The organism is Mycobacterium sp. NGS68 (assembly GCF_059812195.1).
Genome location: NZ_JCALCE010000005.1, coordinates 85,003 through 109,649 on the forward strand (window position 1 = coordinate 85,003; position 24,647 = coordinate 109,649).

Annotated in this window: 21 protein-coding genes; 17 read left to right on the top strand and 4 right to left on the bottom strand. The window is 69.9% G+C overall.

Annotated elements, in window-relative coordinates; translation table 11 throughout:
- Positions 1–6: 6 nt before the first annotated feature.
- From AC5Y5V_RS08145 to AC5Y5V_RS08160, 4 genes are read left to right on the top strand one after another with little or no spacing between them, the layout of a single operon-like run.
- Positions 7–1,371 carry an ABC transporter substrate-binding protein gene (locus AC5Y5V_RS08145; RefSeq protein ID WP_499932636.1) on the top strand — a complete coding sequence of 455 codons (1,365 nt, stop codon included), beginning with the start codon at positions 7–9 and terminating at the stop codon, positions 1,369–1,371.
- Complete coding sequence (locus AC5Y5V_RS08150; RefSeq protein ID WP_499932638.1) at positions 1,368–2,225, top strand: ABC transporter permease; 858 nt, start codon at positions 1,368–1,370, stop codon at positions 2,223–2,225. Before AC5Y5V_RS08145 ends, AC5Y5V_RS08150 begins: the two co-directional genes overlap by 4 nt.
- The gene (locus tag AC5Y5V_RS08155; RefSeq protein WP_499932640.1) at positions 2,222–2,959 is read left to right on the top strand and encodes an ABC transporter ATP-binding protein; all 738 of its coding nucleotides are present in this window, start codon (positions 2,222–2,224) and stop codon (positions 2,957–2,959) included. Before AC5Y5V_RS08150 ends, AC5Y5V_RS08155 begins: the two co-directional genes overlap by 4 nt.
- Positions 2,959–5,652, top strand: a complete 2,694-nt coding sequence (locus AC5Y5V_RS08160) for a fumarate reductase/succinate dehydrogenase flavoprotein subunit (protein ID WP_499932955.1) — start codon at positions 2,959–2,961, stop codon at positions 5,650–5,652. Before AC5Y5V_RS08155 ends, AC5Y5V_RS08160 begins: the two co-directional genes overlap by 1 nt.
- Here AC5Y5V_RS08160 and AC5Y5V_RS08165 read toward each other — a convergent pair.
- From AC5Y5V_RS08165 to AC5Y5V_RS08175, 3 genes are read right to left on the bottom strand one after another with little or no spacing between them, the layout of a single operon-like run.
- Positions 5,616–6,848 (bottom strand): FAD-dependent monooxygenase, encoded by a 1,233-nt coding sequence (locus AC5Y5V_RS08165; RefSeq protein WP_499932642.1) that lies wholly within the window; start codon positions 6,846–6,848, stop codon positions 5,616–5,618. The two genes, AC5Y5V_RS08160 and AC5Y5V_RS08165, sit on opposite strands and share 37 nt — an antisense overlap.
- A 45-nt stretch (positions 6,849–6,893) precedes the next feature.
- The gene (locus tag AC5Y5V_RS08170) at positions 6,894–7,433 is read right to left on the bottom strand and encodes a GNAT family N-acetyltransferase (protein ID WP_499932644.1); all 540 of its coding nucleotides are present in this window, start codon (positions 7,431–7,433) and stop codon (positions 6,894–6,896) included.
- A 10-nt stretch (positions 7,434–7,443) separates the two neighbouring features.
- The gene (locus tag AC5Y5V_RS08175) at positions 7,444–8,649 is read right to left on the bottom strand and encodes a serine hydrolase domain-containing protein (RefSeq protein WP_499932646.1); all 1,206 of its coding nucleotides are present in this window, start codon (positions 8,647–8,649) and stop codon (positions 7,444–7,446) included.
- 337 nt (positions 8,650–8,986) lie between these two features.
- Here AC5Y5V_RS08175 and AC5Y5V_RS08180 point away from each other — a divergent pair, with 337 nt between their 5' ends.
- The 5 genes from AC5Y5V_RS08180 (at position 8,987) to AC5Y5V_RS08200 (ending at position 14,542) form a co-directional block, all read left to right on the top strand.
- The gene (locus AC5Y5V_RS08180) at positions 8,987–9,823 is read left to right on the top strand and encodes an LppX_LprAFG lipoprotein (RefSeq protein WP_499932648.1); all 837 of its coding nucleotides are present in this window, start codon (positions 8,987–8,989) and stop codon (positions 9,821–9,823) included.
- Between the two features lie 99 nt (positions 9,824–9,922).
- Positions 9,923–11,407, top strand: coding sequence for a cytochrome b5 domain-containing protein (locus tag AC5Y5V_RS08185; RefSeq protein ID WP_499932650.1), 1,485 nt, complete (start codon positions 9,923–9,925; stop codon positions 11,405–11,407).
- Positions 11,404–12,597 carry a type III polyketide synthase gene (locus AC5Y5V_RS08190; protein WP_499932652.1) on the top strand — a complete coding sequence of 398 codons (1,194 nt, stop codon included), beginning with the start codon at positions 11,404–11,406 and terminating at the stop codon, positions 12,595–12,597. The genes AC5Y5V_RS08185 and AC5Y5V_RS08190 overlap by 4 nt, the downstream gene beginning before the upstream one ends.
- A gap of 50 nt (positions 12,598–12,647) precedes the next feature.
- On the top strand, positions 12,648–13,541 hold the full coding sequence (locus AC5Y5V_RS08195) for a sulfotransferase domain-containing protein (RefSeq protein WP_499932654.1): 894 nt from the start codon (positions 12,648–12,650) through the stop codon (positions 13,539–13,541).
- Entirely contained in the window at positions 13,538–14,542 is a 1,005-nt protein-coding gene (locus AC5Y5V_RS08200) for a sulfotransferase domain-containing protein (protein ID WP_499932656.1), read from the top strand. The genes AC5Y5V_RS08195 and AC5Y5V_RS08200 overlap by 4 nt, the downstream gene beginning before the upstream one ends.
- Here the strand turns inward: AC5Y5V_RS08200 and AC5Y5V_RS08205 are convergent.
- Positions 14,539–15,162 (bottom strand): class I SAM-dependent methyltransferase, encoded by a 624-nt coding sequence (locus AC5Y5V_RS08205; RefSeq protein WP_499932958.1) that lies wholly within the window; start codon positions 15,160–15,162, stop codon positions 14,539–14,541. The two genes, AC5Y5V_RS08200 and AC5Y5V_RS08205, sit on opposite strands and share 4 nt — an antisense overlap.
- Positions 15,163–15,338: 176 nt before the next feature.
- Between AC5Y5V_RS08205 and AC5Y5V_RS08210 the strand changes: the two genes are divergently transcribed.
- The 8 genes from AC5Y5V_RS08210 (at position 15,339) to pyrF (ending at position 24,631) form a co-directional block, all read left to right on the top strand.
- Positions 15,339–15,764 (top strand): cellulose-binding domain-containing protein, encoded by a 426-nt coding sequence (locus AC5Y5V_RS08210; RefSeq protein WP_499932658.1) that lies wholly within the window; start codon positions 15,339–15,341, stop codon positions 15,762–15,764.
- Positions 15,765–15,983: 219 nt separating this feature from the next.
- Positions 15,984–16,538, top strand: a complete 555-nt coding sequence (pyrR, locus tag AC5Y5V_RS08215; RefSeq protein ID WP_499932660.1) for a bifunctional pyr operon transcriptional regulator/uracil phosphoribosyltransferase PyrR — start codon at positions 15,984–15,986, stop codon at positions 16,536–16,538.
- Positions 16,535–17,491 (top strand): aspartate carbamoyltransferase catalytic subunit, encoded by a 957-nt coding sequence (locus tag AC5Y5V_RS08220; protein ID WP_499932662.1) that lies wholly within the window; start codon positions 16,535–16,537, stop codon positions 17,489–17,491. Before pyrR ends, AC5Y5V_RS08220 begins: the two co-directional genes overlap by 4 nt.
- The gene (locus AC5Y5V_RS08225) at positions 17,488–18,792 is read left to right on the top strand and encodes a dihydroorotase (protein ID WP_499932665.1); all 1,305 of its coding nucleotides are present in this window, start codon (positions 17,488–17,490) and stop codon (positions 18,790–18,792) included. The genes AC5Y5V_RS08220 and AC5Y5V_RS08225 overlap by 4 nt, the downstream gene beginning before the upstream one ends.
- On the top strand, positions 18,789–19,298 hold the full coding sequence (locus tag AC5Y5V_RS08230) for a PH-like domain-containing protein (RefSeq protein ID WP_499932667.1): 510 nt from the start codon (positions 18,789–18,791) through the stop codon (positions 19,296–19,298). Before AC5Y5V_RS08225 ends, AC5Y5V_RS08230 begins: the two co-directional genes overlap by 4 nt.
- Positions 19,295–20,413: a glutamine-hydrolyzing carbamoyl-phosphate synthase small subunit gene (gene carA / locus AC5Y5V_RS08235; RefSeq protein WP_499932669.1), complete on the top strand. Its 1,119-nt coding sequence runs from the start codon at positions 19,295–19,297 to the stop codon at positions 20,411–20,413. The genes AC5Y5V_RS08230 and carA overlap by 4 nt, the downstream gene beginning before the upstream one ends.
- A 46-nt stretch (positions 20,414–20,459) precedes the next feature.
- The gene (gene carB / locus AC5Y5V_RS08240; RefSeq protein ID WP_499932672.1) at positions 20,460–23,810 is read left to right on the top strand and encodes a carbamoyl-phosphate synthase large subunit; all 3,351 of its coding nucleotides are present in this window, start codon (positions 20,460–20,462) and stop codon (positions 23,808–23,810) included.
- Positions 23,807–24,631 carry an orotidine-5'-phosphate decarboxylase gene (gene pyrF / locus AC5Y5V_RS08245; protein WP_499932674.1) on the top strand — a complete coding sequence of 275 codons (825 nt, stop codon included), beginning with the start codon at positions 23,807–23,809 and terminating at the stop codon, positions 24,629–24,631. The genes carB and pyrF overlap by 4 nt, the downstream gene beginning before the upstream one ends.
- Positions 24,632–24,647 lie beyond the last annotated feature (16 nt).

A 24,647-nucleotide genomic window follows, 5' to 3' on the forward strand; every position in this document is an offset into this window, starting at 1 on the left:
GATCCCATGAAAACACCCATCGCGCGTCTGATGGCCGTCGCATTCGCGGTGGCGGTGACCGCCTCCGGTTGCTCGCTGGAATCGCTGTCGCAGTCCTCCGGCGTGGTCAACGTCGTCATCGGCTATCAGTCCAAGACCATCAACACGGTGACGGCGGGCGCGCTGCTGCGAGCCCAGGGCTACCTGGAGCGACGACTGGCCGACATCACCACCCGCACCGGCACCAAATATGCGGTGCGGTGGCAGGATTACGACACCGGCGCGCCGATAACCGCGCAGATGCTGGCCGAGAAGATCGACATCGGCTCGATGGGGGACTACCCCCTGCTGATCAACGGCTCCAAGACGCAGGCCAATCCGTTGGCCCGCACCGAGCTGGTGTCGGTCACCGGATACAACCCCAGGGGCGCGCTGAACATGGTTGTGGTGGCGCCGAATTCGCCCGCCAACGTGCTCGGCGACCTGGCCGGCAAGAAGGTGTCGGCCAGCGTCGGCTCTGCAGGGCACGGCACGCTGGTGCGCGCGCTGGACAAGTCGGGCACAGCCGTCGAGGTGCTCAACCAGCAGCCCCAGATCGGCGCCTCCGCGCTGGAATCCGGCCAGGTGCAGGGTCTTTCGCAATTCGTCGCGTGGCCCGGCCTGCTGGTCTACCAGGGCAAGGCCAAACTGCTCTACGACGGTGCCGAGCTGAACGTGCCCACCCTGCACGGTGTCGTGGTGCGGCGCGCGTACGCGGCCAGGCACCCGGAGGTGCTCGCCGCCTTCCTGCAGGCGCAACTGGACGCGACTGACTTCCTCAACGAAAAGCCGTTGCAGGCGGCCCGGATCGTCGCGCAGGCCAGCGGGCTGCCGCAGGAGGTCGTCTACCTGTACAACGGCCCCGGCGGCACATCGTTCGACCCCACGCTCAAGCCGTCGCTCGTCGAGGCGCTCAACGGCGATGTGCCGTACCTGAAGTCGATCGGCGACTTCGCCGACCTCGACATCCGCGGGTTCGTGCAGGACGAGCCGCTGCGCGCGGTGTTCGGGTCCCGCGGGCGTGACTATGACACCGCCCGCGCCGCCACCCCTAACCCGTCGATCGGCGGCGAACTCTGGCTGGAAGGCGCCGACGCCACCCGCACCGTCGAAGACCCGACGGCCCTACTGCGCGCGATCAGCGACGCCACCGCCCACGGCGCCAAGGTGCGGGCGGCGTACGTACCCGACGCGGAGCTGGGCACCCGCTGGTTCGCCGACAAGGCGGTGTGGGTGCGCGACGGCCAGAGCTATCGCCCGTTCGGCACCCCGGCCGGGGCCCGGCGCTATGCCGCCGCGCATCCGGGCAGCGTCACGATCGATTACCAACAGGCACTGGGAGGTTCGTTATGACGGCCCACGTGGTCAGCGGCCGCGTCCTCGACGCGTTCCCGACGCCCGCGCTGGACCCGCCGCGCCGGGTTACCGCGCCGTGGCGGTCCCGGCTGCTGCGGCTGGCCTCGGTGGCCGTCGCCATCGGGCTGTGGCAGCTGCTCACCGCCGGCAAGGTGCGGTGGTTGCTGCGGTTCGACACGCTGCCCACGGTGACGCAGATCGTGCACGCGCTGTCCCAGCGGCTGGGCAAGTTCGACTACTGGCTGGACCTGGCGCAGTCGCTGCTGCGCATCCTCACCGGCTTCGGGCTGGCCGCCGTGATCGGCGTCGCGACTGGCGTGCTGCTGGGCCGCTCCCGGTTGTTCGCCGACCTGTTCGGTCCGCTGACCGAGCTGGCCAGGCCGGTCCCCGCCATCGCGATGGTGCCGGTGGCGATCCTGCTGTTCCCCACCGACGAGGCCGGCATCGTGTTCATCACCTTCCTGGCGGCCTACTTCCCGATCATGGTCAGCACCCGGCATGCGGTGCGGGCGCTGCCGACGCTGTGGGAGGAGTCCGTGCGCACCCTGGGCGGCGGCCGGTGGGCGGTGCTGAGCCAGGTGGTGCTGCCGGGCATCCTGCCGGGGGTGTTCGGCGGGCTGTCGGTCGGCATGGGCGTGGCCTGGATCTGCGTGATCTCCGCGGAGATGATCTCCGGGCGGCTCGGCGTCGGCTACCGCACCTGGCAGGACTACACCGTCCTGGCCTACCCGCAGGTGTTCGTCGGGATCCTCACCATCGGCGCGCTCGGGTTCGTGACGTCGGCGTCGGTGGAACTGATCGGGCGCCGGGCCACCCGGTGGCTGCCGCGCGCCGAAGAGGGACGCTCATGACCGCGATGAACCTGGAGCTGGACCGGGTCCGGCTGTCCTACAACGGGATTCCGGTGGTCGACGGGCTGAGCCTGACCGTCCGGCCCGAGGAGATCCTGGTGCTCACCGGGCCGTCGGGCTGCGGCAAGTCGACGGTGCTGCGGGCGCTGGCCGGGCTGCTGGCACCCGAGCGGGGCCGGGTGCTGGCCGACGGCGCCGAGGTCACGACGACCTCGGGGGACCGGGGCATGGTGTTTCAGGACAACGCGCTGCTGCCGTGGCGCAGCGTGCGGTCCAACATCGAACTGGCGCTGCGGCTGCGCGGGGAACCCCGCGCCACCCGGCGCGCGCAGGCCGAACGCTGGATCACCGAGGTCGGGCTCACCGGCTTCGCCGACTACCTGCCGAAGAGCCTGTCCGGTGGGATGCGCCAGCGCGTGCAGCTGGCGCGCGGCCTGGCCGGCGCACCGCGCGCGGTGATGATGGACGAACCGTTCGGCGCGCTGGACACCCAGACCCGCGCCGCCATGCAACGCCTGCTGGTGGACACCTGGCGCGCCCACCCGACCACCATCGTCTTTGTCACGCACGACGTCGACGAAGCCCTGCTGCTGGGCGACCGGATCGCCGTCCTGGGCCGGGCCGCTCAGCCGTTGCGCGCGCTGCTCGACGTTCCGGACCCGCGCGGCGGCACGGTGGATCCCGAGCTGCGCGCCCAGATCATCGCCGCGCTCGACCAGGCGGTGGTGGCATGATGCGGATTCCCGAGCAGACACCGACGCGCCTGGACTGCGACGTCCTGGTGATCGGCGGCGGCACCGCGGGCACCATGGCCGCCCTGACCGCCGCCGAGCGCGGCGCGCAGGTGCTGCTGCTGGAGAAGGCCCACGTGCGGCATTCCGGCGCGCTGGCGATGGGCATGGACGGGGTGAACAACGCCGTCATCCCCGGCAAGGCCGAACCGGAGGACTACGTCGCCGAGATAACCCGCGCCAACGACGGAATCGTCAACCAGCGCACTGTGTATCAGACCGCCACCCGCGGATTCGCGATGGTACAGCGGCTGGAGCGCTACGGCGTGAAGTTCGAGAAGGACGAGCACGGCGAGTACGCGGTGCGCCGCGTGCACCGGTCGGGCTCCTACGTGCTGCCCATGCCGGAAGGTAAGGACGTCAAGAAAGCGCTGTACCGGGTGCTGCGGCAGCGCTCGATGCGCGAGAAGATCCGCATCGAGAACCGGCTGATGCCGGTGCGGGTGCTCACCCACGACGGCCGCGCGGTGGGCGCCGCCGCGCTGCACACGCGCACCGGCGAATTCGTCGCCGTCGGCGCCAAGGCGGTGATCCTCGCGACGGGCGCGTGCGGGCGGCTCGGCCTGCCGGCGTCGGGCTACCTGTACGGCACCTACGAGAACCCGACCAACGCCGGAGACGGCTATTCGATGGCCTACCACGCGGGCGCGGAGCTGTCCGGTATCGAGTGCTTCCAGGTAAATCCGTTGATCAAGGATTACAACGGCCCGGCTTGCGCGTACGTCGCCAACCCGTTCGGCGGCTACCAGGTCAACGCGCACGGCGAGCGGTTCGTCGACTCCGACTACTGGTCGGGACAGATGATGGCCGAGGTCAAAAGCGAGATCGACTCCGCCCGCGGGCCCATCTACCTGAAGGTGTCACACCTGCCCGACGAGACGCTGACCGCGCTGGAAAACATCCTGCACACCACCGAGCGGCCCACCCGGGGGACGTTCCACGCCAATCGCGGCCACGACTACCGCACCCACGACATCGAGATGCACATCTCCGAAATCGGCTTGTGCAGCGGCCATTCCGCTTCGGGTGTGTGGGTCGACGAGCATGCCCGCACCACCGTGCCGGGGTTGTACGCCGCGGGTGACCTGGCGTGTGTGCCGCACAACTACATGATCGGGGCGTTCGTCTTCGGCGACCTGGCCGGCGCGCACGCCGCGGCCATCCTGCCCGAAGTGCCGGCGCCGCAACAACTCCCGGAAGATCAGCTGCGCGCGGCCCACGAGCTGATCTACCGCCCGCTGCGCCATCCCGACGGCCCGCCCCAGCCGCAGGTGGAATACAAGCTGCGCCGGTTCGTCAACGACTATGTGGCGCCGCCCAAGTCGGCGGCCAAGCTGTCCATCGCGGTGCGAGCCTTCGACCGGATGCGCGGCGAGATCGACGGGATGGGCGCCCGCACCCCGCATGAGCTGATGCGCGCCGTGGAGGTGTCGTTCATTCGCGACTGCGCCGAGATGGCCGCCCGATCCTCGCTTACCCGGACCGAATCACGCTGGGGCCTCTACCACGACCGCGCCGATCTGCCCGGCCGCGACGACCACCAGTGGGGCTATCACCTGAATTTGCAGAAGGGCCCCGACGGGCGGATGGTGTTCCTGAAACGCCCGGTGGCGCCGTATTTCGTGGCGGTGCCCGAGTTGGACGGCCTGCCGCCGGCGGACCAGACGGCGTACCAGGTGGACCAGCCGCCGCTGGTCGGGGGGCAGGCCCCGGCCACCAGCCGGTCCCGGATCGCTTCCGCCGCAACCGCGTTCGATCCGCCACTGATGGCCGGGCCGCGCATCGCCGCGGTGCTGGCGATCGACGAGCCCGCGGTCGCCGATCTGGCGCCGTATCTGCGCGACCCCGATCCCGCGGTGCGCCGCACCGCGGTGGCCACGCTCACCGAGCACATCCCCGACGGGTATGCGCCCTCGCTGTTCGCCGCGCTGGACGACGCCGACGCCGCGGTTCGCCGCACCGCCGCCGACGGGGTGCGCGAACTGGTCGAGGTGCTGCCGGACCCGGGCGCCGCGCGGGCGGCCCTGCAATCGCGCGACAACGTGGTGCGGGCCGCCGCGGTGTATCTGCTTGCCTCCCGCCGCGCCGGCGCGGCGGGGGAGTACCGGCGCGCGCTGCACGACTCGGATCACCGCGTGCGCATCGAGGCGGTGCGGGCGTTGGTCTCCGTCGACGACGTGGCCGGTGTGGTGGCCGCCGCCGCCGACGACAATCGGGAAGTGCGCATCGCGTCCGCCGCCGGACTGGCCACCCTGCGTGACGGGGCAGCCGCGGTGAGCGCGCTGATTGCCGACCCCGATCCGCTGGTGCGGGCCGCCGCGCTTGCGGCACTGGCCGAGTTGGGTTGCGGCCCAGATGATTTCGTGGCCGCACAGCAGGCGTTGCGGGCCCCCGCCTGGCAGGTGCGGGTCGGCGCGGCGCGCGCACTCTCCGGCGCGCCGGCCGAACTCGCGGTCCCACAGCTGGCCGTGGCGATCGCCGACGCGCACCTCGACGTGCGCAAGGCGGCCGTGCTCAGCCTGACCCGTTGGGCCGGCGAACCCGCCGCGCGCGACGCGCTGAGCATCGCGCTGAAGGACGGCGATGCCGACGTCCGGGCCTACGCCCGCCGGGCCTTGGACCGCGCGGCCGGGTAGTCCGGCAGTTCGACGGCGTCGCCGGTGGTGAACCACTTGCGTTCGGCGAATCGGCGGAACGGCCAGCGCTGCATGTATTTCATCACCAGGGCCGTGAACGCGATGTCCGCGGCCGAATTCGGTGCGTAGCGCTCGACAGTGTTGCCCAGCGTCTGGCACCTGTCGACGAAGGGGCGCAGCACCGCGTGGTAGCGATCCAGCGCTGCCGCCGGGCCGTCCGCGCCGAAATCGGCGGCCGGACCCAGCTCGCCGGCCAGGACATAGGCCCCGACCAGCGCAAGGGTGGTGCCCATGCCGCTCAGCGGGGACGCGCAATAGCCCGCATCGCCGACCAGGGTGACGCGACCACGCGACCACGGGTCCAGGCGGACCTGGTCGAAAGCGTCGAAGTAGAAGTCGGCGGCGTCCCGGGCGGCGGACACCAGCGCGTCGCATTGCCAGCCTGCGCCGGCGAACCGGGCCGCCAGCAGGTCGCGCTGGGCGTCCAGGTCGCGCCGGTCGTACTCGAGGGGCGGGGAGCGAAACGCCAACCCCGCCTTCGCCGTTGCCGGGTCGTGCGACGGTCGCATCGACGCCAGCAGCCCGCCCGCAGCCTGGTAGATCAGGAACCAGCCGTCCAGCCCGGCGGTGTCGGGCGCGGTGAACCAGGCGTGATAGCCGCCGAGCGGCCGGACGAACTGCTCCTCCGGCCCGAAGGCCAGCCGCCGCACCGCGGAATGCGGGCCGTCGGCACCGACCACCAGGTCGGCGTCCAGCGTCGTGCCGTCGGACAGCGTCGCCGCGACGGCGTGATCGGACTGATCCAACTCCGTGATCCGGGTGCCGAAACGGTATTCGGTGTCGGCGGCGGTGGCCCGATACAGCACGTCGGCCAAATCGCCACGCAGGATCTCGAGCTGGCTGACCAGGCCGTTGCCGTGGAACGCGGTGACGGGCATTTCCGCGCGACGCTTCCCGTCGGCCTTCACCCAGGCGACGCCGCGCTGGTCCAGGCTGCGCTCGCGCATCTGGCCCAGCAGACCCATCCGCTCGACCACCGCCCGCCCGGCGCCGCGCAGGTCGACGGTCTGGCCGCCCGGTCTGATGCCGTCGGCCACCTCGACCACCACCACGCGGTAACCCGATCGGGTCAGCCAGTACGCCAGGGACGGCCCGGCGATGCCCGCGCCGCTGATCAAGACCGTCGGCCGTGTCATGCGGCCCAGCCTAAGACGCGGCGGCCCGGCCCAGAACAGCGCGACTCAGCGCAGCGCCTTGGCGTAGAGCAGGCTGTCGCACGGTTCGGGTCCGAGGGTGGGGTAGACGGCGTGCCGGGCCAGCCGGCCCTCCAGCACAAACCCGGCCCGTTCCAACAGGCGCGCCGACCGGTCGTTGTCGACGTTGCAGGTGGCCCAGACGCGGTACACGCTGCGATCGGCCGCCAGCGCGTCCATCAACATGCCGAGCCCCTCAGACATCAGCCCCTTGCCCCACCAGCGTCGGCCCATGCAGTAGCCGATCTCGACGGAATGCGGCGCCTGACGCCGGCAGCTGCACAGGCCGATCACGTCGCCGCTGTGCCTCAGCGTGATGACCCAGGTCCGGTCGTCCGCGGAGGCGTTGAGTTTGTGGGTGATCACCCGCCGTGTCGCCGCCACGTCGGGGTGCGGGCTCCACAGCAGGTACCGGGTCACCTCGGGGTCACGGGCGACCCGCTGATACAGCGGCCCGGCGTCGTCGGGGACGGGCCGGCGTAGCACCAACCGCGGCCCGGCGATGCGGTCTGGGGGATATTCGGCCATCGGCGCGGGCCTACAGGTCCAGGGCCCGGTATGTTTCGCGGACGAATTTGGGCTGCGCGGTGCGCAGCTTCGCCAGCGACGTGTTGCCCGCGACGGCCGCGGCCGCGTCGACGGACATGTCGGGGCAGTTCTGGATCATGTACAGCAGGATCAGGTCCGCGGACGGATCGGCCTGCCACCAGGTCCCGTACGCCCCGGGCCAGCTGAAGGTCCCCAGCCCGCCGGGCCCGAACAGCGGCGCGGACTTCGCCGGGTCGGTCACCAGCGACAGGTTCAGGCCGAACCCGCGGCCCACCCAGTACGGCGCGCCCAGGAAGTTGTGCCGCTTGTGCTCGTCCGTGAGCCGGTCGGTGCGCATGAGGCGCACGGACTCGGGGGAGAGCACCCGCACACCGTCGACCGAGCCGTAGCCCAGCAGCATCCGCACGAATCTCAGGTAGTCCCCGGCGGTCGACCACAACCCGCCGCCGGCGTTGCAGAACCTCGGCGGCTTCACGTGTGGCGGTCCCATCACGTCGTGCCGCAGCCGGCCCTCGTCGTCGATGCGGTACATCGTCGCGGCCCGCCTGCGCGCCTCCATCGATACGAAGAACCCGGTGTCGGTCATGCCCGCCGGGCCCAGGATGCGTTCGTCGAGGACCTGATGTAGGGGCTTGTCGTCGGCACGGGCGACAATGACGCCCAGCACGTCGGTGGCGTGGCTGTAGGTCAACCGCTCACCGGGCTGGTGGACCAGCGGCAGCGCGCCGAGCTCGGCGGCCCAGGTATCCGAACCCTGGTCGAACGGCAGCCGCATGTACGCCTGCGCGAGCGGACCGGACACCGAAAAGGCGTAGGCCAGGCCGCTGGTGTGGGTGAACAGGTCCTCGAGCAGGATCGGCCGCCGCGCCGGATGCGTCCGGTCCAGCGGCCCCCTGGGATCGTCCAGCACCCGTAGGTCGGCGAGTTCGGGGACCCAGCGCGCAACCGGGTCGCGCAGCGCGAGCTTGCCGTCGTCGACCAGGCTCAGTGCCGCCGCGACGGTGACCGGTTTGGTCATCGAAGCGATCCGAAACAGCGTGTCCTGCGCCATCGGCAGGCCCGCATCCACGTCGCGGTAGCCGATCTCGTTGGTCTGTAGCACTTCTCCGCGCCGCCAGACCACCGTCACCGCGCCGGCGAGCAGACCGGCGTCGCAGACCTCGCGGATGGCGGCCTGATTAGCGTCGAGCTTCACTCGGTCGAGGTTAGCCGCCGGGCCAGCAACGCCGCCCCGCAGTGTCGCACCCGGCGCCCCAGATGAGATTTGAGGTTTGCCGAAATCGCTCCTTGCGCAACCGGCCGCATGCTAGTGTCGCTGCTCTCCGGCCGATGCGATCTGGTGAACAGCTGGGAGGGTGGCGCATGCATCGAAAAGTGTTGTCGCTGCTGGTGAGCCAGGGTGCGGGTAAGCAGTCACCGAGACCCGGAACCACCGACGAGAGCTTCGTTCTACGGGCTTCGTCCGGGCCGCAAGCGAGCGCAGCCAACCGCCGCGACGACCCACCGATCAGATAACTCAGCAAAGGCTGGCAATGAATGGCTTGACCGACCAAGCGCAAATCTCGTTCCACCGAGTGACCCATCGACCCTCCCCGCCGAGGGTTTTCGCGATCGTGGCCGCGGCGGCACTGTCCGTGGCGCTGATCGCGGGCTGCGGGGGTAAGTCTTCGACCGCTCAGAGTTCCGGGGCCCAAACCCCCGGTGCGTCTGGGACATCCAGTGCGGCAGCGACGTCCGGGGCCCCGGCGGGGCAGGCCGGCCAACTCGTGCAGGACGCTTCCAAGGCGACCATCGCGCTGCATTCGCTGCACATCATCCTGGCGACGACGAACCTCACGACGCTACCGATGGAGAGCGTGGACGCCGACGTGACCAACCAGCCCAAGGGCAACGGCCAGGCCGTCGGGCACGCCTCGATCCGGCTGGCTCCCCAGGCCCCGCCGGTGGCCAAGGACTTCCTGGTCACCAACAAGACCATGTACACCAAGTCCCCGGACGGCAAGTACACCTCGGTGGGCGAGGCGAAGAAGATCTACGACCCGGGCGTCATCCTGGACCCGGACAAGGGTCTGGGCGCGGCGATCGGGAAGGTCCAGAACCCGCAGGTGGCGGGCAATGAGAACATCAACGGCGTGGCCACCGTCAAGGTGACGGGAACCATCGACTCCGCCGTGATCGACCCGATCATCCCCCAGATCGGCAAGGGTGGCGGCAATCTGCCGATCACGCTGTACATCACCGACGTGAAGGCGACGCCGGGCGGCGCCGCGAATCTGGTGCGGATGGTGGTCGACAAGGACCAGGGCAACGTCAGCATCACCCTGTCGGCGTGGGGACAGCCGGTCAACATCCCCAACCCGACGGGCTAACTGGCGCCACCGGAGTGCGGAACCGGCCTGGACACCGGGCCGGTTCCGATCCCGGGGTTGACGCCAGCGCACCTCGACGTCAGAGCTGGGGGAATCCGAATGACGAACGACCTTCCAGAGATTCAGGAGCGCGACTCGCCGGCAGACGCTGAGGTGGGCGGGGCTCCTCCGCCCGGCGGTCCGAGGCTGTCCGACGTGTGGGTCTACAACGGGCGGGCCTACGACCTGAGCGACTGGATCGCCAAGCATCCCGGCGGCGCCTTCTTCATCGGGCGCACCAAGAACCGCGACATCACTGCCATCGTCGCGTCCTATCATCGCGATCCGGCGAAGGTCGAGCGGATCCTTCAGCGCCGCTACGCCCTGGGCCGTGACGCGACACCGCGCGACATTCACCCCAAGCACAACGCGCCGGCCTTCCTGTTCGACGACGACTTCAACAGCTGGCGCGACACCCCGCAGTACCGATTCGACAACCACGATGACCTGCTGCACCGCGTCAAGGCGCGGCTGAACGAGCCCGCGCTCGCGGCCCGGATCCGGCGCATGGACACGTATTTCAACATCGTGGTGCTCCTGCTGGCCGTCGCGTATATCGGCGTGCAGGCGCTGCGGCTCGGCCAGCCCGGCTGGATGCCGCTGCCGCTCTTCGTATTTGCGATGGTCGTGCTGCGCAGCTCGCTGGCCGGGTTCGGCCACTACGCGCTGCATCGCGCGCAGCGCGGCGTGAACCGCGTGCTCGGCAACGCGTTTGACCTGAACTACGTCGCGCTGGCGCTGGTCACCGCCGACGGGCACACCCTGCTGCACCACCCCTACACCCAAAGCGGGGTCGACATAAAGAAAAACGTATTCACGATGATGATGCGGCTGCCCCGGGTATATCGGGTGCCTCTGCACACCCTCCACAAATTCGGCCACATGCTGACCGGCATGGCCGCCCGGATCGCCGACGTCTGGCGCCTCACCTGGAAGGTCGGCGTCGAGGATTCCTACGGCAGCTGGCGCGGCGCGCTCCCGCACTTCCTCGGGTCCTCCGGCGTGCGCCTGCTGCTCGTCGGCGAACTGGTGGCGTTCGCGCTCGCGGGCGACTTCTGGGCCTGGGCTCTGCAATTCGTCGCGACGCTGTGGGTCAGCACCTTCCTGGTGGTGGCCAGCCATGATTTCGAGAACGACGCCAGCACCGACACCGCCGGGCGTGAACGGGACTGGGGGATAGATCAGCTCGAGCACGCCGACGACCTGAAGGTGGTCGGCAATCGCTACGTCGACTGCTTTCTGTCGGCCGGCCTGAGCTCGCACCGCGTCCATCACGTGCTGCCGTTTCAGCGCAGCGGCTTCGCCAACATCGTCACCGAGGACGTGCTGGCCGACGAGGCGGCGAAATTCGGCATCGCCTGGGTTCCGGCGAAGAGTTTCATCACGGATCGGCTGACCAAGCTGTGCCGCACGTATCTGCTGTCTCCGTCGCGGCAGGCGAAGGAACTGAATTGGGGCTTCGTCCGCGAACATTGCTCCCCGGCGGCGTGGAAAGCCTGCGCCGACTACGTGGTTGCGGGATTCGTCGGGATCGGTTCGGTATGAGCGCCGCGGAGCCCCGGCACCCCGACAGTCACGGGCAGCAAGACCACAGCCTTGACCAGTTGCCGCCGTCGCCGCCCACCACCGTCGCGGTGATCGAGAGCATCGCCACCGGCGCCCCGGCGCGGGTGGTCGACCAGGCCGACGCGGCCGGCCGGGTCGCCGCCTTGTTCACGGATCCACTTCAGCGGGAAAGGATTTCGCGGGTATACGCCAAGACGAAGGTCGCTACCCGCCGGATGGCCGTGGATCCGCTCGAGGTCGAGTTCGAGCCGTTCCGCCGCAACCCGGCGACGATCCGCGACCGGATGGACATGTTCTACCGGCACGCGGTTCCGCTGGCCGTCGAGGTGTGCGGGCGGGCGCTGGCAGGAATTTCTAACCCGGCGGACGACGTGGGGCTGCTGGTGTTCGTGACCAGCACCGGGTTCGTCGCACCGGGCGTGGACGTGGCAATCGTGCGGGAACTCGGCCTGTCCCGGTCGGTTTCGCGGGTCGTGGTGAACTTCATGGGGTGCGCGGCCGCGATGAACGCCGTGCGCATCGCCGCGAGTTACGTGCGCGCCCACCCGGGTCTGAAGGCGATGGTGGTTTGTATCGAATTATGTTCGGTGAACGCCGTTTTCGCTGACGACGCCAACGACGCCAACGACGCCAACGACATCGTGACGCACAGCCTGTTCGGCGACGGCTGCGCGGCGTTGCTGATCGGCGCCAGCCAGGTGCACGAGCGGCTCGAGCCGGGCAGGGTGGTGATCCGCAGCAGCTTCAGCCACCTGCTCGACGGGGCGTCGGACGGCATCGTGCTCGGCGTCAACCACAACGGCATCGCCTGCGAGCTGTCCGAAAACCTGCCCCACTACGTCTACGCCGGGGTGGCGCCGGTGATCGCGGAGGTGTTGTGGGACAACGCCTTACAGCACAGCGACATCGATCTGTGGGCCATCCACCCGGGCGGACCCAGGATCATCGAGGAATCGGCGCGCTCGCTGGGGATACCGCCGGAGCGGGCGGCCCCCAGCTGGGATGTGCTGGCCCGGTTCGGCAACATGCTGAGCGTGTCGCTGATCTTCGTGCTGGAAACGATGGTGCGGCAGGCGGAGTCGGCCAAGGAGATCTCGACGGGCGTGGCGTTCGCGTTCGCGCCGGGGGTCACCGTCGAAGGCATGCTGTTCGACATCATCCGTCGCTGACCGATTCGAACGGGGGAGCAGTGCCCGAAAGGGTGGAGTACCGCTCGTGGATGAGCGACAACTTGCGTTGGGATGCCCTGGAACTGCGTGAAGGCGACATCATCATCACCGCCCCGCCCAAGTGCGGCACCACGTGGACGCAGCGGCTGGTGTCCCTGCTGGTGTTCGACGGGCCGCAGCTGCCCGGGCCGTTGCCGCTGGTGTCGCCCTGGTTCGACCTGACCGTCCAGCCGGTCGACAAGGTGGTCGCCGCCCTGGACGGCCAGGAACACCGACGGTTCATCAAGACCCACACGCCGCTGGACGGCTTCGTGCTCGACGACCGGGTCACCTACCTCGGCGTGGGGCGTGATCCGCGCGACGCCGCGGTGTCGATGCTGATGGACCACGACCGGATGCGCGCCCTGCGCCTGGCCGAGGGGCCGCCCGGCGAGCCGTTCCCACCGATTCGCCGCGACTTCGGCGGCGAGTTCAACCAGCTCGATGTGCTGCGCGCCTGGCTGGAGGAGCCCGTCAGCCCCACCGAAGGGATCGCGTCGCTGGCGACCATCCTGCACCACTTCGGCTCGGTGTGGTCCCGGCGTCGGCTGCCCAACGTCGCGATGTTCCACTACGCCGACTACCGGACGGACCTGGTGGGCGAGCTGGCGCGGCTGGCCGGGGTCCTGGGCGTCGAGCTGAGTCGCGAACGCGCCGAGGAGCTTGCCCGGCACGCCACGCTGGGCGCCATGCGGGCGCGCGACTCGGAGCTGGCCCCCAAGGCCGACGGCGGCGTCTGGGAGCGCAACGAGCCGTTCTTCCGGGCCGGTGGCTGCGGACAGTGGCGGGACATCTTCACCGAGGCCGAGCACCGCCGCTACCCGCAGCGCGCCGCGCAGCTGGCCGAGCCCGACCTGCTGGCCTGGGCGCACCACGGCCGCCGCGGCTGGGATCCCGAGGCATGACCGCCGCCCGCGTCGTCTACCGCTCCTGGATGAGCGACAACCTGCGCTGGGATGCCCTGACGCTGCGCGAGGGCGACATCGTCATCTCGGCGCCGTCGAAGTGCGGCGTGACGTGGACCCAGCGGCTGGTGTCGCTGCTCGTCTTCGACGGCCCGGACCTGCCCGGCCCGTTGTCGACGGTGTCGCCGTGGCTCGACCTGAAGATCCGGCCGATCGACGACGTCGTCGCCGACCTCGACGCCCAGCGGCACCGCCGGTTCATCAAGACGCACACGCCGCTCGACGGCCTGGTGCTCGACGACCGCGTCACCTACCTCGGGGTGGGCCGCGACCCGCGCGACGCCGCGGTGTCGGAGCTGCGCCAATGGGACAACATGAACCTCGCCCGCATGCATGCCCTGCCCGACGCCCCGCCGCTGGGTGTCGGCCGCGATCCCAGCCCGGTCGAGGCGTTCCGGGACTGGATGGAGGGTCCGATCATGCCGCCCGAAGGGATGGCGATGCCGCACAACGGGCCGCGCCAGGGTCTCAGGCCGCCCGAGGGTGCGGGGTTCATGCGGCGGGTGGGGATGAGCAAGCCTCCCGCGAAGGGGATGGGTTCGCTCGCTAACGTCCTGCACCACTTCGCCGCCGGCTGGGACCGGCGCCTTCTGCCCAATGTCGCGCTGTTCCACTACGCCGACTTTCAGCGGGACCTGGTGGGCGAGCTGGTCCGCCTCGGTCAGGCCCTGGGTTACGACGTCGGGCGCGGCCGCGCCGAGGAACTGGCCGCACACGCCACGCTGGACGCCATGCGTGCCCGCGCCGACGACCTCGCCCCCGACGCGACCGAAGGGGTCTGGCACAGCAACGAGCGCTTCTTCCGGTCTGGCGGCCGAGGCGAATGGCGGCAGTTCTTCGACGAGCGCGCGCACCGCCGCTATCAGGCTCGCGCCGCCGAACTCGCGCCGCCGGAGCTGCTGGCCTGGGCGCACGAGGGCCGTCGCGCGCTCGGTGTTTAGCGCCGCTGCGCGTGGACGTACCAGAACGCCATCTCGGTTGTGTTGCCGTCCGTTTCGCGGCGCACGGTGGCGGGTTCGATCGACTGGATGTCCCAGCCCGCGCCGCCCAGCACGTCGCGCAGCGTCTGCTCGCTGACGGCCGGTAGCGGCCGCTCGTCGTCGGCCGGGTTCGCGTCGGAGAAGCAGCTGATCAGCAGGGTGGCGCCGGGCCGGGTGGCCCGGTGTGCCGCGGCGGCGTAGCCGCGCTTCCCGTCGTCGTCGAGGCAGTGGAACATGCCGCTGTCGACCACGGTGTCGAACGCGTCGGTGTAGCCGTCGAGTTTGGTGGAATCGGCCACCGCGAACGTCACGTCGACCCCGGCGTCGCCGGCCCGGCGCTCGGCAGTGATCAGCGCCGTCGGTGAGATGTCCAACCCGGTCACGCGGTAGCCGTTGCGCGCCAGGTAGATCGCGTTGTCGCCCAGCCCGCACCCGATGTCGAGGACGTCACCGTGGACACGTCCGGCGGTATGCCAGCCGATGACATTGTCCTTGGGCGCCTTGGTATCCCACGGCGGCGTGGTCATCGGCGGGATGCCCTCGCCCGGACTCTCGCCCCGGTAGAGGGCGTCGAAGTCCATCAGCAGTCGCGCATCGGAACCGGCGGAGGAATTGGCGTCTGTCATTTCCGCCAGGGTAGCCCGGTTACCTGTTCACGTCGCCAACATCTCACGACGGTCTCGGTTGGGCAAAGGTCGTGCAGCCTACCCCCGCCGCGACGGCCGGCACCGCCCGCTCGGCGTTAGTGTTGGCAGCTATGGCCGGACCGAACACCTACGTGAAGCGCTGGCGCACAGCGCTTCACGTCACCGTGTCGGCGCTCACGGTCGGCATCCTCGGACTCGCCGTCGCCCCCGCGGCTCATGCAGCGGCCACGGCAACGTTGGCGGTGGAGCACACCTGGCAGACCGGCTTCATCGCCAACTTCAGCGTCACCAACGCGAGCATGGTGCCGCTGTCCGATTGGAAGCTCGAATTCGACATGCCGGCGGGACAATCCGTCTCGCACGCGTGGAACAGCACCGTCACCCAATCCGGCACGCACTTTACCGTCACCCCCGCGAACTGGAACCGCACCATTGCACCCGGCGGTTCGGCCACGGGCGGGTTGCGCGGCGTGCTGAGCGGCACCTACACCCCGCCGTCGAATTGCGTGCTCAACGGGCAATATCGCTGCAGCTAGAGCAGTGACATACCGCCACCGCCGGCGCTCGCGACTTCCACAGCCGAACATGCCGCTCCGCGCCGGGGCCAGTGTGGCGGGTGTGACGCCAGTGTCGTGAGCAGGGCGCGACGCGCCCCGCGGTAACGCTCCCGCCGCACGGCAGTGCTACGCTGCCGCGGAAGTCGACATCCTTTAACGATCCGTCCGGAGAGGCGGAGAAGGAGGTCAGGGTCTCGCATGGGTGGCGCAACTGGTCAGCGGGAATTGATGTCCGCGGCCGACGTCGGTCGAACCATTTCCCGGATCGCGCATCAGATCATCGAAAAGACCGCGCTGGACGGCCCTGACGCCCCACGGGTGGTGCTGCTGGGCATCCCGACGCGCGGCGTCATTCTGGCCGACCGCCTGGCCGCCAACATCCGCGAATACAGCGGCGTCGACGTCGGCCACGGCGCACTCGACATCACCCTGTACCGCGACGACCTGATGAGCAAGCCGCCGCGGCCGCTCGAGGTGACGGAAATCCCGGCGGGCGGCGTCGACGACGCGCTGGTCATCTTCGTCGACGACGTGCTGTACTCCGGCCGCTCGGTGCGCTCGGCGCTGGACGCGCTGCGCGACGTGGGGCGGCCGCGGATCGTGCAGTTGGCGGTGCTGGTCGACCGCGGCCACCGCGAATTGCCGGTGCGCGCCGACTATGTCGGCAAGAACGTGCCGACCTCGCGGGCCGAGAGCGTGCACGTCCTGTTCACCGAGCACGACGGCCGCGACGGGGTGGTGATCTCCCGATGACACGCCACCTGCTGGCCGCCGGCGACCTGAGCCGCGACGATGCCACCGCGATCCTCGACGACGCCGACCGATTCGCCGAAGCGCTGGTCGGCCGCGAGGTCAAGAAGCTGCCGACGCTGCGCGGACGCACCGTGGTCACGATGTTCTACGAGAACTCGACCCGCACCCGGGTGTCGTTCGAGGTGGCGGGCAAGTGGATGAGCGCGGACGTGATCAACGTGAGCGCGTCCGGATCTTCGGTGAGTAAGGGCGAGTCGCTGCGCGACACCGCGCTGACCCTGCGCGCGGCCGGCGCCGACGCGCTGATCATCCGGCATCCGGCGTCCGGCGCCGCACACCTGCTGGCCGACTGGACCGCTTCGCCCGACGGCGGTCCCTCGGTGATCAACGCCGGCGACGGCACCCACGAGCACCCGACCCAGGCGCTGCTGGACGCGCTGACCATCCGGCAGCGGCTCGGCGGCATCGAGGGCCGGCGCATCGTGATCGTCGGCGACATTCTGCACAGCCGGGTTGCCCGCTCCAACGTGATGCTGCTGGACACGCTCGGCGCCGAGGTGGTGCTGGTGGCTCCGCCCACCCTGCTGCCCGCCGGGGTGGACGGCTGGCCGGTCACCGTGTCCCACGACTTCGACGCGGAGATCCCCGCGGCCGACGCGGTGCTGATGCTGCGCGTTCAGGCCGAGCGGATGAACGGCGGCTTCTTCCCGTCGGTGCGCGAGTATTCGGTCCGGTACGGGCTGTCCGCCCGGCGCCAGGCGCTGCTGCCCGACCACGCCGTGGTACTGCACCCGGGGCCGATGGTCCGCGGCATGGAGATCTCGTCGTCGGTGGCCGACTCGTCGCAATCGGCGGTGCTGCAACAGGTTTCCAACGGCGTGCATGTGCGCATGGCGGTGCTGTTCCATGTGCTCGTCGGCGCTGAATCGGCCGGAAAAGAGGGCGCAGCATGACGGTGTTGATCCGCGGTGTCCGGTTGTACGGCGAGGGCGAGCGCGTCGACGTGCTGGTGGGCAGCCCCGGTTACGAAGGTCAGATCGCCGAAATCGGCCCGGATTTGGCGATCCCGGACACCGCCGACGTGATCGACGCCACCGGCCATGTGCTGCTGCCAGGCTTCGTCGACCTGCACACCCACCTGCGCGAGCCCGGCCGCGAATACGCCGAGGACATCGAAACGGGTTCGGCGGCAGCGGCGTTGGGTGGCTACACCGCGGTATTCGCGATGGCCAACACCAACCCGGTCGCCGACAGTCCCGTGGTCACCGACCACGTCTGGCACCGCGGCCAGCAGGTCGGCCTGGTGGACGTGCACCCCGTCGGCGCGGTCACCGTCGGGCTCGCCGGCGCCGTGCTCACCGAGATGGGCATGATGGCGTCCGGTGCCGCGCAGGTGCGGATGTTCTCCGATGACGGCATCTGCGTGCAGGATCCGCTGGTGATGCGCCGCGCCCTGGAATACGCCACGGGACTGGGCGTGCTGATCGCCCAGCACGCCGAGGAGCCGCGACTGACCGTCGGCGCCGTCGCGCACGAGGGACCCACCGCGGCGCGGCTGGGACTCGCCGGATGGCCGCGGGCCGCCGAAGAGTCGATCGTCGCCCGCGACGCCATCCTGGCCCGCGACGCGGGTGCCCGGGTGCACATCTGCCACGCCTCCACCGCCGGCACTGTCGAGATCCTGAAATGGGCTAAGAATCAAGGCATTTCGATCACCGCCGAGGTGACGCCACACCACCTCCTGCTGGACGACGGCAGGCTGGTCAGCTACGACGGCGTGAACCGGGTGAATCCGCCGCTGCGCGAGGCCACCGACGCGCTCGCCCTGCGTCAGGCGCTGGCCGACGGCGTGATCGACTGCGTGGCCACCGACCACGCTCCGCACGCCGAACACGAGAAGTGCGTCGAGTTCGCCGCTGCGCGCCCCGGCATGCTGGGGTTGGAGACGGCGCTGTCGGTGGTGGTGCAGACGATGGTGCAACCGGGCCTGATGAACTGGCGCGACGTGGCGCGGGTGATGAGCGAGAACCCCGCGTGCATCGTCGGGTTGCCCGACCACGGCCGACCGCTGGAAGTGGGGGAGCCGGCCAACCTGACGGTGGTGGACCCCGACGCGACCCGGACCATCGCCGGCGCCGACCTGGCCAGCCGCTCGGCCAACACGCCGTACGAGTCGATGACTCTGCCGGCGACCGTGACCGCGACCCTGCTGCGCGGCAAGGTCACCGCGCGGGACGGTAAGAGCCCGGCATGAATTCGGGCACGCTGGTCGGGTCGCTGATCTTCGCCGCCATCCTGGCGGTGCTGATCGCGTTCGCCATACAGCTGATGATGCGCGGCTGGCGCAACCGCGCGCAGCGGCAGGCGGAGCTGATCGGCGCCCTGCCCGAAATCCCCGACGAGGTGGGCTCGGCCACGATCACCAGCCGCGGCCAGTACTGCGGCTGCACGCTGGCGCCAAACTGGAACGATCGGGTCGCGGTCGGCGACCTCGGCTACCGCACCAAGGCGGTGCTGACCCAGCACCCCGAAGGAATTTTGTTGGAACGCATCCGCGCCCGCCCGATCTGGATTCCGCGGGAGTCCATCTCCGCGATCCGCACCGAGCGCGGCATCGCCGGCAAGGTCGGGCCCCGCAACGGGATCCTGGTGATTCGGTGGCGGCTGCCCTCGGAAGTCGAGATCGACACCGGGTTTCGCGCCCGCAACCGCGACGAATATGACGGCTGGCTTCCTGGCCAGCAGGAGGGAGCCGCGTGAGTAAAGCCGTGTTGGTCCTCGAGGACGGCCGCATCTTCACCGGAACGCCGTTCGGGAAGGTCGGCCAGACGCTCGGGGAGGCGGTGTTCAGCACCGGCATGTCCGGCTATCAGGAGACGCTGACCGACCCCAGCTATCACCGCCAGATCGTCGTGGCCACCGCGCCGCAGATCGGCAACACCGGCTGGAACGGTGAGGACGGCGAGAGCCGCGGCGACAAGATCTGGGTCGCCGGATACGCGGTGCGGGACCCGTCGCCGCGCGCGTCCAACTGGCGCGCCACCGGCACGCTGGAGGACGAACTCGTCCGCCAGCACATCGTCGGGATCGCCGGCATCGACACCCGGGCCGTGGTGCGGCACCTGCGCAGCCGCGGCTCGATGAAGGCGGGCGTGTTCTCCGGGCCGGCGTTGGCCGGATCGGAGGAGTTGCTCGAGCGGGTACGCGGCCAGCAGTCGATGCTGGGCGCCGATCTGGCCGGCGAGGTCAGCACTCCCGCGACGTACATCGTGGAACCGGAAGGCCCCCAGCGCTTTACCGTCGCCGCGCTGGATCTGGGGATTAAGACCAACACGCCCCGCAACTTCGCCCGGCGCGGCATCCGCAGCCACGTGCTGCCGTCGTCGATCACGTTCGAGCAGATCGCGGAGCTCAAGCCGGACGGTGTGTTCCTGTCCAACGGACCCGGCGACCCGGCCACCGCGGACCACGTCGTGGACCTCACCCGCGAGGTGCTGGGCGCCGGAATCCCGCTGTTCGGAATCTGTTTCGGCAACCAGATCCTGGGTCGGGCGCTGGGCCTGTCGACCTACAAGATGGTGTTCGGGCATCGCGGCATCAATATCCCGGTCATCGACCACGCCACCAAGCGGGTCGCGGTGACCGCGCAGAACCACGGTTTTGCGCTGGAAGGCGAGGCGGGTCAGTCCTTCGACACGCCGTTCGGCCGGGCCGAAGTCAGCCACACCTGCGCCAACGACGGCGTTGTCGAAGGCGTCAGACTGGTCGACGGGCGGGCGTTTTCGGTGCAGTACCACCCGGAGGCCGCCGCCGGACCGCGCGACGCGGAAGAACTGTTCGACCGGTTCGTCGAGCTCATGGAAGGCGGCCGCTGACAATGAACGTGCCTACCCCCGCGAGCGTGCGCAAAGGAGGCTGCTAGTGCCGCGGCGCAAAGACCTCAACCACGTCCTGGTGATCGGCTCGGGGCCGATCGTCATCGGGCAGGCCTGCGAATTCGACTATTCCGGCACCCAGGCCTGTCGCGTCCTGCGCGCCGAGGGGCTGCAGGTCAGCCTGATCAACTCCAACCCGGCGACGATCATGACCGACCCCGAGTACGCGGACTTCACCTATGTGGAGCCGATCACCGCCGACTTCGTCGAACGGGTGATCGCCCAGCAGGCCGAGCGGGGCAACAAGATCGACGCGCTGCTGGCCACGCTGGGTGGGCAGACCGCGCTGAACACCGCCGTCAAGCTGTACGACGGCGGCGTGCTGGACAAGTACGGGGTCGAGCTGATCGGCGCGGACATGGAGGCGATCCAGCGCGGCGAGGACCGGCAGAAGTTCAAGGACATCGTCGCCAAGGTCGGCGGCGAATCCGCCCGCAGCCGAGTGTGTTTCACCATGGACGAGGTGCGCGAGACGGTCGCCGAGCTGGGACTGCCCGTCGTCGTGCGGCCGTCGTTCACCATGGGCGGGTTGGGTTCGGGCATGGCGCGCTCGGTCGAGGAGGTCGACCGGATGGCCGGCGCGGGACTGGCCGCCAGCCCCACCGCCAACGTGCTGATCGAGGAATCGATCTACGGCTGGAAGGAATTCGAGCTCGAGCTGATGCGCGACGGCCACGACAACGTGGTGGTGGTCTGCTCGATCGAGAACGTCGACCCGATGGGCGTGCACACCGGCGACTCGGTCACCGTCGCGCCGGCGATGACGCTCACCGACCGCGAATACCAGACGATGCGCACACTGGGCATCGACATCCTGCGTGAGGTCGGCGTCGACACCGGCGGCTGCAACATCCAGTTCGCGGTCAACCCGACCGACGGCCGGCTGATCGTCATCGAGATGAACCCGCGCGTCTCGCGGTCGAGCGCGCTGGCGTCCAAGGCCACCGGTTTCCCGATCGCCAAGATCGCGGCCAAGCTGGCCATCGGCTACACCCTGGACGAGATCGTCAACGACATCACCAAGGAAACCCCGGCGTGTTTCGAACCCACGCTGGACTACGTCGTGGTCAAGGCGCCGCGGTTCGCCTTCGAAAAATTCCCCGGCGCCGACCCCACCCTGACCACCACGATGAAGTCCGTCGGCGAGGCGATGTCGTTGGGCCGCAACTTCATCGAAGCCCTCGGCAAGGTGATGCGGTCGCTGGAGACGCCCCGCGCCGGCTTCTGGACGAAGGCCGATCCCGAGGGCGACCTCGACGACGTGCTCACCCGGCTGCAGACGCCCACCGAGGGCCGGCTCTACGACATCGAGCTGGCGTTGCGGCTGGGCGCGTCGGTCGAGCGGGTGGCGCAGGCCTCCGGTGTGGACCCGTGGTTCGTCGCCCAGATCGGCGAGCTGGAGGCGCTGCGCACCGAACTGGTCGATGCCCCGGTGCTCGACGGTGACCTGTTGCGACGCGCCAAGCACAGCGGGCTGTCGGATCACCAGATCGCCTCGCTGCGACCGGAATTGGCTGGAGAAGGCGGCGTGCGGTCGCTGCGCGAACGGCTGGGCATCCACCCGGTCTACAAGACCGTCGACACCTGCGCGGCGGAGTTCGAGGCGAAGACCCCCTACCACTACAGCAGCTACGAGCTCGATCCCGCCGCCGAGACCGAGGTGGCGCCGCAGACCGAGAAGCCCAAGGTGCTCATCCTCGGGTCCGGGCCGAACCGCATAGGCCAGGGCATCGAATTCGACTACAGCTGCGTGCACGCGGCAACCACGTTGAGCGAGGTCGGTTTCGAGACCGTCATGATCAACTGCAACCCGGAGACCGTGTCCACCGACTACGACACCGCCGACCGGCTCTACTTCGAGCCGCTGACGTTCGAGGACGTGCTCGAGGTGTACCGCGCCGAGGCGCAATCCGGTTACGGCGGAAAAGGTGTCGTCGGCGTGATCGTGCAGCTGGGCGGCCAGACCCCACTGGGGCTGGCGCAGCGGCTTGCCGACGCCGGGGTACCGATCGTCGGCACCCCGCCGGAGGCCATCGACCTGGCCGAGGACCGTGGGGAATTCGGCGACGTGCTCAACGCGGCGGGCCTGCCGGCGCCCAAGTACGGCACCGCGACCACCTTCGACCAGGCCCGCCGGATCGCGGCGGACATCGGCTACCCGGTCCTGGTGCGGCCGTCGTACGTGCTGGGCGGGCGCGGCATGGAGATCGTCTACGACGAGGAGACGCTGAGGGGCTACATCACCCGCGCCACCGAGCTGTCGCCCGAACACCCCGTGCTGGTCGACCGCTTCCTCGAGGACGCGGTGGAGATCGACGTCGACGCGCTGTGCGACGGCACCGAGGTCTACATCGGCGGCATCATGGAGCACATCGAGGAAGCCGGCATCCACTCCGGCGATTCGGCCTGCGCGCTGCCGCCGGTGACGTTGGGCCGCAGCGACATCGAGAAGGTGCGTCGCGCCACCGAGGGCATCGCCCACGGCATCGGCGTGGTGGGGCTGATCAACGTGCAGTACGCGCTGAAGGACGACGTGCTCTACGTGCTCGAGGCCAATCCGCGCGCCAGCCGCACCGTCCCCTTTGTCTCGAAGGCCACGGCTATTCCGCTGGCCAAGGCGTGCGCCCGGGTCATGCTGGGCGCCACCATCGCGGAGCTGCGTGCGGAGGGGATGCTGGCCGCCTCCGGGGACGGCGCCAACGCGGCGCAGGACGCGCCGATCGCGGTCAAGGAGGCGGTCCTGCCGTTCCACCGGTTCCGCCGCGCCGACGGGGCGGCCATCGATTCGCTGCTCGGCCCGGAGATGAAATCGACCGGTGAGGTCATGGGAATCGACCGCGACTTCGGCAGCGCGTTCGCCAAGAGCCAGACCGCCGCCTACGGTTCGCTGCCTGCGCGTGGCACCGTGTTCGTGTCGGTTGCCAACCGGGACAAGCGATCCCTGGTATTCCCCGTTAAGCGGTTGGCGGACCTGGGTTTTCGTGTCCTGGCCACCGAAGGCACCGCGGAGATGCTGCGCCGCAACGGCATTCCCTGCGACGAGGTGCGCAAGCACTACGAGGAGCCGCAGCCCGGCCGGCCCGAGGTGTCCGCCGTCGACGCGATCCGCGCCGGTGACGTCGACATGGTGATCAATACCCCCTTCGGCAACTCCGGTCCGCGCATCGACGGCTACGAGATCCGTTCGGTCGCCGTGGCCGTCAACATCCCCTGCGTCACGACCGTGCAGGGCGCGTCCGCGGCCGTGCAGGGCATCGAGGCCGGGATCCGCGGCGACATCGGCGTGCGGTCGCTGCAGGAGTTGCACAGCCGCATGGGCAAGGAGGGCGCCAAGTGACGCGCTTCGGAGCCCGGCTGGCCGCGGCGAAGGCGGAGCGCGGGCCGCTGTGCCTGGGCATCGACCCGCATCCCGAGTTGCTGCGGGCGTGGGACCTGCCGACCAGCGCCGACGGCCTGGCCGCGTTCTGTGACACCTGCGTCGAGGCGTTCGCCGGCTTCGCCGTCGTCAAACCGCAGGTGGCGTTCTTCGAGACCTACGGCGCGGCCGGCTACTCGGTGCTGGAGCGCACCATCGCCGCACTGCGCGAGGCCGGCGTGCTGGTGTTGGCCGACGCCAAGCGCGGGGACATCGGCTCGACCATGGCCGCGTACGCCTCGGCCTGGGCGGGCGACTCGCCCCTGGCCGTCGACGCCGTGACGGCCTCGCCCTACCTGGGGTTCGGCTCGTTGCGGCCGCTGCTGGAGCTCGCCACCGCCAACGACAGGGGCGTGTTCGTCCTGGCGGCGACCTCCAACCCGGAGGGCTCGACCGTGCAGCGTGCCGACGCCGACGGCCGCACGGTGGCTCAGGTGATCGTCGACCGCGTCGCGGCGGCCAACGACGCGCATGCGCCGGAACCGGGCTCCGTCGGCGTCGTCGTCGGTGCGACGGTCCTCAACCCTCCCGATCTGTCCGCTCTCGGCGGACCGGTGCTGGTGCCGGGCGTGGGAGCCCAGGGCGGGCGGGCGGAGGCGCTCGGCGGCCTCGGCGGGGCCCGCGCGGACCAGCTCCTGCCCGCGGTGGCACGCGAGGTGCTGCGGGCCGGCCCGGACGTGACGGAGCTACGGGCGGCCGCCGACCGAATGCTCGACGCCGTCACCTACCTCGCCCAGGGGTAGCCCGGCTCTGGCGAGC

Excerpts from the sequence above, each read along its gene's own strand:
- AC5Y5V_RS08145 (WP_499932636.1), top strand. The coding sequence starts at position 7 with ATGAAAACACCCATCGCGCGTCTGATGGCCGTCGCATTCGCGGTGGCG.
- AC5Y5V_RS08150 (WP_499932638.1), top strand. The coding sequence starts at position 1,368 with ATGACGGCCCACGTGGTCAGCGGCCGCGTCCTCGACGCGTTCCCGACG.
- AC5Y5V_RS08155 (WP_499932640.1), top strand. The coding sequence starts at position 2,222 with ATGACCGCGATGAACCTGGAGCTGGACCGGGTCCGGCTGTCCTACAAC.
- AC5Y5V_RS08160 (WP_499932955.1), top strand. The coding sequence starts at position 2,959 with ATGCGGATTCCCGAGCAGACACCGACGCGCCTGGACTGCGACGTCCTG.
- AC5Y5V_RS08165 (WP_499932642.1), bottom strand. The coding sequence starts at position 6,848 with ATGACACGGCCGACGGTCTTGATCAGCGGCGCGGGCATCGCCGGGCCG.
- AC5Y5V_RS08170 (WP_499932644.1), bottom strand. The coding sequence starts at position 7,433 with ATGGCCGAATATCCCCCAGACCGCATCGCCGGGCCGCGGTTGGTGCTA.
- AC5Y5V_RS08180 (WP_499932648.1), top strand. The coding sequence starts at position 8,987 with ATGAATGGCTTGACCGACCAAGCGCAAATCTCGTTCCACCGAGTGACC.
- AC5Y5V_RS08185 (WP_499932650.1), top strand. The coding sequence starts at position 9,923 with ATGACGAACGACCTTCCAGAGATTCAGGAGCGCGACTCGCCGGCAGAC.
- AC5Y5V_RS08190 (WP_499932652.1), top strand. The coding sequence starts at position 11,404 with ATGAGCGCCGCGGAGCCCCGGCACCCCGACAGTCACGGGCAGCAAGAC.
- AC5Y5V_RS08195 (WP_499932654.1), top strand. The coding sequence starts at position 12,648 with ATGAGCGACAACTTGCGTTGGGATGCCCTGGAACTGCGTGAAGGCGAC.
- AC5Y5V_RS08200 (WP_499932656.1), top strand. The coding sequence starts at position 13,538 with ATGACCGCCGCCCGCGTCGTCTACCGCTCCTGGATGAGCGACAACCTG.
- AC5Y5V_RS08205 (WP_499932958.1), bottom strand. The coding sequence starts at position 15,162 with ATGGACTTCGACGCCCTCTACCGGGGCGAGAGTCCGGGCGAGGGCATC.
- AC5Y5V_RS08210 (WP_499932658.1), top strand. The coding sequence starts at position 15,339 with ATGGCCGGACCGAACACCTACGTGAAGCGCTGGCGCACAGCGCTTCAC.
- pyrR (WP_499932660.1), top strand. The coding sequence starts at position 15,984 with ATGGGTGGCGCAACTGGTCAGCGGGAATTGATGTCCGCGGCCGACGTC.
- AC5Y5V_RS08220 (WP_499932662.1), top strand. The coding sequence starts at position 16,535 with ATGACACGCCACCTGCTGGCCGCCGGCGACCTGAGCCGCGACGATGCC.
- AC5Y5V_RS08225 (WP_499932665.1), top strand. The coding sequence starts at position 17,488 with ATGACGGTGTTGATCCGCGGTGTCCGGTTGTACGGCGAGGGCGAGCGC.
- AC5Y5V_RS08230 (WP_499932667.1), top strand. The coding sequence starts at position 18,789 with ATGAATTCGGGCACGCTGGTCGGGTCGCTGATCTTCGCCGCCATCCTG.